The following is a 12,540-nucleotide window of genomic DNA, read 5'->3' as shown; positions in this document are numbered from 1 at the left end:
TTGAATCTAAGAGTTTGGCATGAAAACTTCCAAAATCCCACTTGAGGAAATTACTTGATCTTAGTATAGCACTAACCCTTGTAAACTGTCAACTTGAAGGGTGTTTCTTAAAGAATCTCATTACAACATTTTGCTACTGCATTAGCTGCCATCATACCAGTCTGCAATGAACCTTGAATCCATGCTCTGGAGACAGAAACATGCTCACCAGCAAAAAAGACTCTATTGTTATATTCTGGTGTTATAGCTACTTGGGAAAACAGTCTATGCTCGCTAGGAGAATAGAAGGAGTAAGCTCCCCAGAACCAAGGCTCTGTGTTCCAATGCACAGTTTTATGATCGATTAATAAAGGATCTAGACTTCCGGGATACAGACCATGTACCTCTTCTACCTGTCTTTTTATATAATAAATTCGGAAGGGCTCAGGAATACTTCCTAATCTTTCAGCATCTTGGCCCCAGTTATAAGAAGCTAGTAAGACCCCAGGGATTTTAGAGGAATCAGAGGAAGTACCCCATTGATAACAATAGTCATCATGATAACTTTTCTTAGAAGTATTTCTAAATTCTTCCTGCAGCCTATGAGCGTCATTAGAGGGATACCAAATACTGTTGATAGGTAAATCTGTTGAGGAACTACCACCGATGATTTGTTTAGGTTCCATTTCCCAGAAACGATTTTTTAAGAAACAAGCAGTTTTTTGAGCATCTATATAGCTTAAGATTCTAATGGCTTGCATTTTGTTACTGCTAAACAAAGGTTCTAATTTCACTTGTCTTAAACTAGAGAAGGGAAGGGTGCAAATAACAAAATCAAAATCCTCCTGTTGGATAGAGGGGCTATTCTTTACTTGATATTGAACAGTTACAGATCCATCTGGTTTACATTGACTAAGGGCCATAATTTTGTGTCCAAGCTTAAAATCAACTCTTCCTAGGTCATCAGGAGAAATATTAGAATAGTGATCCTCAGGACAGTCCTCAAGGAGAGAAGATTGAAAGGCTTCAGAAAACTTTGCCATACCGCCAGGAATTTCATACATAAAGGAAAAGTTAACCCCGTAGATTTCCATCAATATCTCAAAAAAACTTTTATAAAGAAATCCACCAGTAGATGGGTTGACATTGCTTAGCATTGCTATAGCACCATCACTTAACCCAGCCTTTTCCATGCTTTGGCGAATATTAAAAAAATCTGCAATGTTTATTTGTGGACTATAAAAAGGCTTTATTTGCAAAATTTCTTTTCTGATTTCTGGAGGAATGGCTAGCAAAGGTTCTTCAAAGGCGATGCCCTCTAGCTGCTGCCATGATAGCTGTCTTTCTTGCTGTGTCATATCAAACTTTGGATAGATACATCTTTGTACACCTCTGCCGTCAGGATCATTTCTAACCCGTACACCTCTTACATAAATAAAGGCATTTTCATTGGTTTGTATAAAGGGACGACTATCTAGCTTAAAAAGATTCATATAATGCCACATGACATTGTGACTAGCAGGGAAGCGCATAGCTCCAAGCTCGCCATAAAACTGTTTTTCTTTGTCAAAATAATAAGTATAGATTCTACCACCGATTCGATCTTCTTGTGCCTCAAATATGGTGGTATGTACTCCGAGTTTTCTAAGTTCAAAAGCTGCCGATAAACCTGCGGCACCTCCTCCCAAAACAGCTACTTTTATGGGTTTGCAAGAACCAGGGGGACGAATAGTAGTGATATCGGGGGGAGGATTCAGTAGAGAAATAACATTTCCAAAATCTTCAGGACGGTTTTCCATTTCCAATGCAAAGCGTACCATTGCATAGCGTTCCTCGGTAGTAGGGTTGTGGGGTTGAAGTGGGAGCATTACCATTTATTGTCCTCCTTTATTTACTAAATAAGTAATGTTAATATATATGACTTATTTATCACAAATATTTATAAAAAAACCATTGATATTGCTTTACATCTCGATACACTCTTCTTAAAGCAAAGAAGGCACAAATCGCAAGATATAGAATTTCAATAAAATAGTAGTAAGAATCCTTCTAGGCGATAGTTAAAACTTTGGTAGAAATTTTATGAATAATTGGATTGGGATGCAATTAAATTAAAAAATTTGCAAAAGTTATTATAGAATTTCCTCATTTGACAAATAATAAGCTATAAGTTGAAGATTATAGGAAGGGAGAAAAGAGAATGAAGAGATATATCAACATACTGTTGATTTGTGTAATGGTGTTGACGATGGTAGTTAGCAACATAGGTTGTGCAAGGCAGCAGGAGGAAGAACCGCCAGGTGAAGCTCCTACTGAAGAACCTCGTGATCCTCAAGTACCATTGGGGGAAGTACCGGCTCCAGAAGATATGATTATAGAGGCGGCTCACTGGCAAGAAGAATACCCTATGATTTATGAATCTTTTTTAAGAACCTCTAGAATGGGAGATAATACAGTAGAGGATAGTACTTTAGGAGGACTACATCCTGTGGATTATTTAGAAAAGTATCCTAATATAAAGATACTTTATGATGGCATAGGATTTTCAAAAGAATATTTTGTAGCTAGGGGGCACTATTATGCTTTAGAGGATGTAATTAATACTGCTAGACCTAAACCAGGAGCTTCTTGTTTAGCTTGTAAAACAGGTGAATATGAAAAATTATTTGTAGAGCATGGACAAGATTTATTTACAATGGATTTCCATGAAACAGTGCAGGGAGTAGACAACGCTATTAGTTGCTATAGCTGTCATAGAAATGAGCCAGGAGAAAATATACAAGTGACTGCTCCACATCTTGCAGTGGGTTTAACAAAGTTGGAACAGGAACCGCCAGCAGGAACGATGGCTTGTGCACAATGTCATGTGGAATATTACTTTGATCCAGAAACCAGAGAAGTAGTTTTACCTTGGGACAATGGTTTGGGGGTAGAGGAGATTGAAGCTTATTTTGATGAAAGAGGCTTTTATGACTGGAAACATCCAAGAACAGGGACACCTCTTATTAAGGTACAACATCCAGAGTTTGAAATGTATACAGGTAGTGTTCATGACAGGCTAGGGATCAGTTGTGCAGATTGCCACATGCCAACTGTAGAAGAAGAAGGAGAAACCTATAAATCTCACTGGGCAAAAAGTCCGCTAAAAACCGTTGAAGAATCCTGTGGAAGATGTCATGCAGATGGAGAAGCTATTATAGCTGAAACAGAAGAGATACAAAAAGAAATAGATGCCATGCAGGTGGAAGTCAGCGATATGATTGTAAAGCTTATAGAGGATTTTGCAGCAGCATTGGAAGAGCGGGATTTAGATGAGGAGACTGTGCAACAACTTTGGGACTTACATAGAAAAGCACAGTATCGTTGGGATTTTGTGATGGTGGAAAACTCTACCGGTTTCCATCATGCATCAAAGGCTAGAGAAGCTTTAGAACAGGCTAAAGAATTTGCCCAAGAGGCTTTAGATATTTTAGCTGAACAGCAGTAGATAACAAGTCATCATTATCTACCACTATCAAAATCCTTTTTTAGATAGTGGTAGTTTTATATTAGTATAGATGGTTAATTTCATAAAATTATGAGGACGTGATGAGATGAAAAGAGAAAAAAAAGCTAGAGGAACCATAGATCTTTTAAGATCTATGAAGTTTGGTTTAGTATTACTAGGGATTTTAGGGGTTTTTTCTGTACTAGGCTCTCTAGTACCCCAGGGCAGAGACGTGGGTTTTTATGAGCATAACTATTCTCAAACAATTGCAAAGGGAATTTTAATGTTTAAGATAGACGACTTATACCATTCACCGTATTTTATTATATTATTCGGTGCTTTGTGTTTAAATCTACTTTTATGTAGTGTTTCTAGATTTAGCAGTATCATACAAAAAGCTAAGGCAATCCCCAATCCCAAGACAATGGATAGGATAGCTTCAAATGAAATACAAAATGAAATCGATGAGAAGAAAATATTTAAGGAAATTTTTAAAAGCTATGGATTTAGTAGGTTTAAGCCAGTAAAAAAAGACAATAATAAAACAATATACTATAGTAAGAAAAGCCAAATAGGACATTTAGGTTCATGGTTTATTCATTTGGGTGTGTTGCTCACCATCGTATTTTATGCTTATGGTCAATTTACTTATTTTACCAGCTATGTTTATGGTGTACCTGGAGAAACCAAGGCGGTACAAGGAACAAACTACTATGTAGCTATCCACGACTTTAATATAGATTATAGGGAAGATGGTTCAGTAAGGCAATATATCTCCCATGTAGACTTGAAAAACCCCGAGGGAAATCCACTTAAATCATCAGATATTTATGTAAATCGTCCTATGAGGCATGATGGATATGCTTTTTACCAATCAGCAACTGGGTGGGCCACCAATATAAAAATATATAGAGAAGATGAATTGATTAAGGAGGATGTGCTTTACGAAACAACGGGTATAGCAGATGAAGGAGGCATGTTGGCAATTGAGTTTCGAAAATTTTATCCTGATTTTCGATCCACAGAAAATGGTATACTAAGTGTCTCAAATCAGCCGAATAATCCTAAGGTACTCTACTCCCTTTTCTTTATGGGACAAAGGGTTGCTATGAATGTAGCCGCTATAGGAGAGCCCATTCATTGGCAGGATGTTACCTTTGTATTCGAAGAGCCTCAAATGTATACCTACCTTCAAGTGAACAGGATGAAGGGTAAGATAGGGGCAGCCATAGGTTCTCTATTGATCATGCTTGGGCTAATTTTATGCTTCTACAGAAAACCCAAGGAATTGATTGTAATCCAGGGGGAAAAAGAGCTTCAGATTTTTGGTAAGAATATCAGTGTATAGAGAAATTTTGATAAGAATTAAAAAATATTGACCGTATACTTAGAAAAATCAAAAAAGTAATTAATTAAGAAATGAAATTACTTGGTTCTAATCATATACTAAGGAGGAGAATTCTATGTTGAGTGAAGATTATAGCTTTATTACTACACTAGTATTGTACAGTTTAGCTGTGTTCGCCTATTTTATTTTTTTTATGTTTCGCAGCGAAAAATTTTCTAATTATGGAAGTTTATTGGTGAAGGCAGGTGTGATTTTTCATACAATTGCTTTGACTTCTAGAAGTATAGAAGCCAGTAGACTGCCTTTGTCTAATCAATATGAATTTGCTACAACCTTTGCATGGGGAATTGCTGTGAGTTTTGTAGGGTTTGAATGGAAGTATAAATTTAAAGCATTAGGCACTTTTGTTACGCCATTGATTGTACTAGTAGCTTTTTATGCAGCATTACAATCTAGAGAGATTAGACCTTTGATGCCGGCATTACAAAGCAACTGGATAACCATCCATGTTAGTACAGCTATTTTTAGCTATGGGGCTTTTGCTATTGGCTGTGGGGTATCTATCATGTATCTAATACGTGATAGATTAAAAGAAGATCCTTTCATTGAAAAATATATGCCATCTTTTGAAATGTTGGATAAGGTAAGTTATCGAGCGATTGCACTGGGTTTTGTTATGTTGACAGTAGTCATCATCAGTGGTGCTATATGGGCGGAAAAAGCATGGGGTAGATATTGGCAATGGGATCCAAAGGAAACTTGGTCCTTTATCACCTGGGTTATTTATGCTATCTATCTTCATGTTAGATTATCTAAGGGATGGAAAAACAAAAAAGCAGCTTGGTTTGCAATCGTGGGTTTTTTAGCCATATTATTCACCTATATTGGTGTAAATACGGTCTTAATCGGTTATCATTCTTATGCATAATCATATAAATCTATGATATAATAAAAGAAATGATGGGGAAGGGGAGATAGAAGAAGATGAAGAAATACAGGATGCTGATACTTATAATGATGATACTTTCTCTAATTGGCTGTTCAACCCATCAGCCGAAGGATCCAGATGCTTATGGGGATTTAATAGATAATGATGAAGATATTTATTATAGAGCAATAGAAGCAAATCATTTTACAGAAAGCCAACAACTAAAGGAAAGACTATTAGAGTCAGTAGCGATAGAACTGAAGGATGTGGAAAATCATACAATAGGAATGTTGAGGGAAGAAGAAAAAATAGCAAGCTTTGTTGAAAATTTGTTTACATACAAAGTAGAGGAGGATTATGCTAGCAACAAACAAGGGCAAGTGGTAGGACCTATTAACTTTTACTTTGGCGACAATGAAGATATTTTCGGTTTGATGAACAATGAATACATCTATATAGAAGGATATTACTTCTTTATTACCAACACAAAATCCCAGGAGTTGCAAACTTTCTTCAAAACAAATACAGCACCAGCACCTGTTGCAGGAGAGTAACAGGTGCTGGTGTATTTATGCTCTAATTATTTCTAAAAAATGGTAGAGTATTTTTGCAGTAATTCCCCAAATCACATAGTGTTGGTATTGGTAAAAATATACATAGTAATCGCTAACTCTCCAATGATACTTTGTACCTTGTTGTACTAGATGAAAAGGAAAGTTTTCGTCTGGTGAAGTGTTCATTTTTACTTTATGAACCAATGGTTTTTGTTGTAATAGCTCCTTTAGAGGTACTGTAAAAATAGATGCCACTTCTTTTGTGTTGTAGGAAATATCTTCTAAATTTATATCGTGTATAATTCCACAATAAGGATAAATAATCATATCAAATAGTGTAATAACAGGATCAAGCTTTCCTACTACTTGTATGTTATTTATAGAAATATTTAGTTCTTCAACAGTTTCTCGTAAGGCAGACTCTTGTAGGGTCTCATTATTTTCTACTTTTCCTCCTGGAAAACAAATTTCTCCAGGTTGACTCTTTAATTGATGAGAACGAACCTCAAATAAGACATGAAGTTCATCCTTGACAGAGATGATAGGTACCAGAACCGCTGATTTTAGTAGACTAGAAGGCTGATTTTTTTTCTTAAGCTCAAAGGCTTTTATAATTTTTTCATAATTCATCGTTATATCCACCTCTATTATAAGTTGTTCTTAAAATTTAAGTTTATTGTTACCACAGGAGGGCATATTTTGGGGTGTAAATTGGCTATCTATAAGAGTATCATATTTATAAAATATATACAAAATATAAGTAGCTTATCCATAGAAATAATAAATTATAAATTCTACTAAAAAATTACAAAGGAAAAAGATGTATCATGTCGAAATTATAAAATCAGACTTAGAAAGGAGGGAAAAAAGCATGAAAGTGTATACTAAAACTGGCGATCATGGAGAGACCAGTTTATATGATGGAAAAAGGGTTAAAAAAGATGATATAAGGGTAGAAAGCTATGGTACGATTGATGAACTAAGTACTGTGTTAGGTTTTGCAAGAAATTACATAGAAGATGAAAAAATTATTGAAATTATATATAGAGTTCAAAGAGAACTATTTGATGTAGCAGGGCAACTGGCTACATCAAATGATAGTAAGTTTCCACAGAAAATTCAAGATCATCATATAAGTTTTTTGGAAAGCATAATAGATGACTACTCAGCAAAAATAGAGAATATAAATGCCTTTATTATCCCTGGGACGGGTAAAGCCTCTGCCAGCTTGCACATGGCTCGTACTGTGTGTAGAAGGGCTGAAAGGAGAATTCTAACACTAAGTACGCAAGCAGCAGTTGATCCTCTTTTAATCAAGTATATAAATCGTTTATCTGATGTTATTTATATCATTGCAAGATATCTAGAGAAAGAACTAAAATATGTAGAATTTAAAAAGTAGCAGATTTTAAGGAGTTGAAAAAATTATGATGGAAAAGGATATTCAAGAGGTTTTATTTACAAAAGAAGTTATTCATGACAAAGTAAAGGAATTGGGTAAAAAAATTACTGAAGAATATAATAACAAGGAAGTTGTTGTTATTGGTGTATTAAAGGGAGCAAATATATTTTTGGGGGACTTAGTAAGAGAAATTAATCTTCCTGTAGCCATTGATTTTATGGCAGTATCTAGTTACGGTTTTTCTACCGAAAGCTCTGGCGTGGTAAGGATCTTAAAGGATTTAGATTTAGAAATTGAAGATAAACATGTATTGATTATTGAGGATATTATAGATACGGGATTAACTTTAAAGTATTTGACAGAAAACTTAAAGTCCAGAAAGGTTGCTAGTCTTAAAATCTGTACTTTGTTGGATAAACCATTAAGAAGAAAATGTGATTTAGAGATTGACTATATTGGTTTTGAAATTCCAGATGAGTTTATCGTAGGATACGGTATTGATTATGCAGAAAAATATAGAAACCTCCCCTTTATTGCTACATTAAAAAGAGAGGTCTATGAATAATATAAAAAACTTGTATAGTTACATAAAGTATTTCTCATACTATAGTTAAATCTTATAGTAGGGAGGATTTTTAATAATGAATGCAGGGACAGGCTTCCAAGAAGTAAAACAACGTTTTATTCAAGCTGATATAGACGAGAAAATTACAATCTATACGACGACACAAGGATTAACAGTAGAAGAGTTTAAAGAATTGTTAAAACATTTTCCGTTGCAACATCTTGACAAACTAGAAAGAGCAATGGCCTAGGGAATAAAAAAGATAAAAAAACCTTCTTACTCTTTTGTTAAGAAGGTTTTTGCGATATATATACCTTGTATATTATGGTTTTTTTTGGTAATCCTTTTAAAAAAGGAGGGTTTAAGATGAAGGTAATTGAAACAGTACTAGAAGATATGAAGGAAAAGTATTTGAAGTACAAAGAAAACAGGTCCAATAGTAGACGCTTTAAAGCTTTCTATAATAGCAGCAAGGAGGATAAAAGAGGTAGTCTAGCAAAGGTTATAGATTATTTATTGGTAAGAATCTTTATCTTTTTTGCTATATTTGTTGTGGCCTATTATAGAACTAACTATATTCATACTGCAACAATAATAGCTATTTTTTTCTTAACAATTTATCATATTTTTTCTATAAATCTTCGTAAAGAAAAACTAGCTTATCTTAAGAAGGAAAAAAGAAAAGTGATAGCCTGTGAAAAAACTTATAAAGAAATATTGAATAAAACTGTAGAAGAGATGAAGGAGTATACGGTAGAAATATTTCAAAAAAGAGGATTTGGAGAAATCCAATGTTTAGAACATAACCATAATTCTATATTATTGGAGGCTTTGTATCAGGATAAAAAAGTAATGATTTTATGTTGTATGTATAAAAATAATTTTGATGTAGACTTAAAAGACTTAAGAGAGTTTCTATGTCAGCTAATAAATAAAAATATAAAAAGTGGTATTTTTATTACTACTTCCGACTTTACGCAAGACTGTTATAGTTTTTTAGATCAGCTAAGTGAAAAATATAAAATGCTTTTAATAAACAAGGATAAATTCCTAGATATAATAGAGGCAAGTGAAATGTTTCCTTCTGAAGAGGAAATTGATGAAGTGATTGAAAATAAGATTAGCAAGACAAAGAAAAATTGGGAAAAATATAAATCAGCAGCTTTTTGCAATACAAAAACCAAGGGTTATCTTTTACTGAGTGTATATCTTGCTATTACTGCGGTGTACATACCTTATACGAAATACTATATGATTGTGGCTAGTATTTTGCTGTTTTTAACTTTGGTAACATTGCTTGGATACTTTAGAAACAAAAATAAAGTGGAAGAGGATTGGAAGAGTATAGATAAATTGTTTCAAAATCTATAACATATTGAAAAAAATTGATTTTTTTTTATAAAAATCGTATAATATGATTGAATAGGAAAATAATCAAAAAATTAACAAACTTTGTGAGGAGGAGTTATCAATGAGTGAAAAAATGTTACCAATTGCTTTATCAAATCGCCACCTTCATTTAAGTCAAGAAGATATTGAAACATTATTTGGAAAAGGTTATGAACTAAATAAATTTAAAGATCTGTCTCAACCAGGACAATATGCTGCTGCTGAGAAGGTGGATTTAGTAGGATCTAAAGGTACTATAAAAGGTGTGCGAGTTTTAGGTCCAGCTAGACCAAGCACACAAATTGAAGTATCTTTAGCAGATGGATTTTCTTTAGGAATCACACCACCAGTAAGAGATTCTGGAGATGTTGCAGGAAGTCCTGGAGTTAAAATTGTAGGCCCTCAGGGAGAAGTAGATTTGAAAGAGGGTGTAATTGCTGCTGCTAGACATATACATATGCATACTGATGATGCAGCAAAGTTTGGTGTAGTGGACAAGCAAAGAGTAAAGGTAAAAACCAGTGGAGAAAGAGCAGTAGTTTTTGAAAATGTATTAGTAAGAGCACATCAAACATTTGCATTAGAAATGCATGTTGATGTTGATGAAGGAAATGCTGCTGGTGTTAAAAATGGAGAAATGGTAGAGTTAATCCTTGAATAAAAAGTGAACTGGTCTAACTAAAGTTGAAGATGAGGAAGTCAGGTTTACTTCCTTTGATTTAAACGTCACTTATAAAAGTGGAGTCTCATAAATGTTTATATTACAAAAAAGATCCTATATTCTAGTCTAGAATATAGGATCTTTTTTGTTGATGGAGTTTTTTTCATCCTAAAGGAGCTGAAGGATCTTAGTTTATAATGTAGATTTTTGTAAAAAAAATATTGTTAAAGTATGTGAATAGATGAAAAAAGTAGTTTAATAAAAAACTTAACTGGTGAGAAAATATATGATAGGAGGTGATAATTTGAAAAAGAAAAAATTATTATTAATTATTTGTATCATTGTTATTGCAGCAATGGCGTTTACTGGTTGTAGGCCTGCTAGAAGACCTATGCCAGAAGAACAAACAACGCCGCAGGAAGGTGTACCAGGTCCAGGAACAGGAACTCCAGGGGCACCAGCAGTACCTGGTGAAGAAGGTATTGCACCAACTCCAGGTGGTGGTGTACCAGGACCTGGACAAAGAGTGCCAGGAGAGCAGGCTGATGATGGTACAGTCAGGGATGCTAGAACTCCTGAAGATGCCAGAACTGCCCCTAGAAATATGCAGCCGGCGGAAATGGAACAGGATCTAATGACTAGGGCTGACAGGATTGTAAACGAAGTTGCTAGAATGGAAGAAGTACGTAGTGCTACAGTAGTGATTTTTGAAAATACAGCTTTAGTAGGTGTTACATTGACTGAGGATACTGATGGAGAAATAAACAGAGGAATTGAAAGAAGAATTGAAGAAACAGCTAGAGAAGCTGACAGAAGTGTAGAAAGGGTAGCTGTAACAGCAGATCCTAACATGTTTAGAAGAATTCAAGAAATCTCCAGAGAAGCTGGAGAAGGTAGACCATTAAGTGGTTTTGGTCGAGAAATAGAAGAAATGTTTAGAAGAATTGTACCAGGAGCATAAAATGAATGAAGGTGGAGATTGACTCCATCTTTATTCATTTTATTGGGAAAAGCATCATATGTATTAAAAATAAAGGATTAGAGGAATAGATCTAAAGGGGAAAAATAAAATGAATATTTTGATAAAATCTTTTTTATTAACATTTATTTTCACTTTTGCATTAATTACAAAGGGTATGGTGGAAAGAATACTCCTCAGTATTTGTTTTGTTTCACTGGGAATATATTTTATCAAGAATAAAAATAATGTGTACAAGGATAAAACCAATTGTAAAAGTCTTTTAAAAGGAATAATTTTTAGTTATTTAATCGTGATTATTTTATTACTATACTTTCAATATTCTCCTAAGGAAGGCTATATAGTTACAAATTATGTCTCCAATACGAAAACTGCTGTTATCTTAGTTTTTCAAGGGGAACCTACAACCTATAATATACCTTTGGCAACAAAAAATTTTATGCAAAAACATAGTTGGTGGAAAACACCAATTTTGCCTTTTGCATTATTTAAAGAAAAATTAAGTTACGAGAAAGTAGATGTGGCGGCTAGTGTTCATTATAACAATGAAAGATTGATTTATCAACTTAAAGAAGAATTAGGAGGAGACTATAATGTGTATGCTGGATATTCTGCTAATACACCATATCTCATAGAAAGCATCAACCAGGCATTGGAAGAGGGAAATCAATATATTATTATAAGTCCTGTTTTATTAACAGAATGTAAAGATTTTACAGCTATAACAAATCAAGTAAAACAGTTGAATCTTCAACAGTATAGGGTAGAGCCTCAAATGATTGAAGCTTTATGGAATAGCGAGGCCATTGCTAAGTCCTTTGTAAAGCAAATTAATGATTTTACTACAAATGTACATAGACAAAATACGGGTATTGTTTTAATAGGGAGCGAAATGGAAGAAAGTCTTCCCCACATAAAACAAGATGTGCTTTTTAGAGAAAGGGTAAAGGATTATTTGATTAAAGAGGGATATAATAACAATAAGATTGAATTGACTTTTTTGCATAAAAAAAGTATTGTTGATGCAATAGAGGGATTAATGGTATATGGTGTAGGAGAAATTATTTTACTTTCTACGACAACAGAAGCATATCAAATGCATAATTATTTAACGGTAGAAAAAGTGCTTGAGGGATTAGAGCCACCTTACGGAGTAAAGATCCATAGGGTAAACCCCTGGAAATTCAATGATGCCATTGTAAAAGAGTTATCTCGTAGAATTTTGCTAAAAAATCTATAAATTTGACA

Annotated in this window: 13 protein-coding genes; 11 read left to right on the top strand and 2 right to left on the bottom strand. The window is 34.1% G+C overall.

Annotated features, from left to right (window positions below; translation table 11 throughout):
* Positions 1-107: 107 nt before the first annotated feature.
* The gene (locus CACET_RS10775; RefSeq protein ID WP_044825044.1) at positions 108-1,853 is read right to left on the bottom strand and encodes a flavin monoamine oxidase family protein; all 1,746 of its coding nucleotides are present in this window, start codon (positions 1,851-1,853) and stop codon (positions 108-110) included.
* Between the two features lie 326 nt (positions 1,854-2,179).
* Between CACET_RS10775 and CACET_RS10770 the strand changes: the two genes are divergently transcribed.
* From CACET_RS10770 to CACET_RS10755, 4 genes are all read left to right on the top strand, one after another.
* Entirely contained in the window at positions 2,180-3,466 is a 1,287-nt protein-coding gene (locus CACET_RS10770) for an ammonia-forming cytochrome c nitrite reductase subunit c552 (protein WP_044825045.1), read from the top strand.
* Between the two features lie 106 nt (positions 3,467-3,572).
* Positions 3,573-4,814 (top strand): cytochrome c biogenesis ResB family protein, encoded by a 1,242-nt coding sequence (locus tag CACET_RS10765; RefSeq protein ID WP_044825046.1) that lies wholly within the window; start codon positions 3,573-3,575, stop codon positions 4,812-4,814.
* 115 nt (positions 4,815-4,929) lie between these two features.
* Entirely contained in the window at positions 4,930-5,742 is an 813-nt protein-coding gene (gene ccsB, locus CACET_RS10760) for a c-type cytochrome biogenesis protein CcsB (protein ID WP_044825047.1), read from the top strand.
* 56 nt (positions 5,743-5,798) lie between these two features.
* Positions 5,799-6,296, top strand: coding sequence for a hypothetical protein (locus tag CACET_RS10755; RefSeq protein WP_044825048.1), 498 nt, complete (start codon positions 5,799-5,801; stop codon positions 6,294-6,296).
* 15 nt (positions 6,297-6,311) lie between these two features.
* Here the strand turns inward: CACET_RS10755 and CACET_RS10750 are convergent, their stop codons facing one another.
* A complete protein-coding gene (locus CACET_RS10750) occupies positions 6,312-6,926 on the bottom strand; it encodes an NUDIX hydrolase (RefSeq protein ID WP_044825049.1) in 615 nt (204 codons plus the stop codon).
* Between the two features lie 241 nt (positions 6,927-7,167).
* Here CACET_RS10750 and CACET_RS10745 point away from each other — a divergent pair, with 241 nt between their 5' ends.
* From CACET_RS10745 to CACET_RS10720, 7 genes are all read left to right on the top strand, one after another.
* Positions 7,168-7,698 (top strand): cob(I)yrinic acid a,c-diamide adenosyltransferase, encoded by a 531-nt coding sequence (locus CACET_RS10745; RefSeq protein ID WP_044825050.1) that lies wholly within the window; start codon positions 7,168-7,170, stop codon positions 7,696-7,698.
* A gap of 28 nt (positions 7,699-7,726) precedes the next feature.
* A complete protein-coding gene (hpt, locus tag CACET_RS10740) occupies positions 7,727-8,263 on the top strand; it encodes a hypoxanthine phosphoribosyltransferase (RefSeq protein ID WP_044825158.1) in 537 nt (178 codons plus the stop codon).
* 76 nt (positions 8,264-8,339) lie between these two features.
* Positions 8,340-8,513: a hypothetical protein gene (locus tag CACET_RS20720; RefSeq protein ID WP_169747296.1), complete on the top strand. Its 174-nt coding sequence runs from the start codon at positions 8,340-8,342 to the stop codon at positions 8,511-8,513.
* A 116-nt stretch (positions 8,514-8,629) separates the two neighbouring features.
* Positions 8,630-9,634 carry a restriction endonuclease gene (locus tag CACET_RS10735; protein ID WP_044825051.1) on the top strand — a complete coding sequence of 335 codons (1,005 nt, stop codon included), beginning with the start codon at positions 8,630-8,632 and terminating at the stop codon, positions 9,632-9,634.
* A 100-nt stretch (positions 9,635-9,734) separates the two neighbouring features.
* On the top strand, positions 9,735-10,313 hold the full coding sequence (pduL, locus tag CACET_RS10730) for a phosphate propanoyltransferase (protein WP_044825052.1): 579 nt from the start codon (positions 9,735-9,737) through the stop codon (positions 10,311-10,313).
* Between the two features lie 304 nt (positions 10,314-10,617).
* A complete protein-coding gene (locus CACET_RS19475) occupies positions 10,618-11,274 on the top strand; it encodes a YhcN/YlaJ family sporulation lipoprotein (protein ID WP_052661453.1) in 657 nt (218 codons plus the stop codon).
* Between the two features lie 109 nt (positions 11,275-11,383).
* Positions 11,384-12,532: a hypothetical protein gene (locus CACET_RS10720; protein ID WP_044825053.1), complete on the top strand. Its 1,149-nt coding sequence runs from the start codon at positions 11,384-11,386 to the stop codon at positions 12,530-12,532.
* The last annotated feature ends 8 nt before the right edge of the window (positions 12,533-12,540 follow it).

It is taken from the genome of Clostridium aceticum (assembly GCF_001042715.1).
Classification (GTDB): Bacteria; Bacillota; Clostridia; order Peptostreptococcales; family Natronincolaceae; genus Andreesenella; species Andreesenella acetica.
This window is presented reverse-complemented; position numbering and strand designations above follow the sequence as displayed.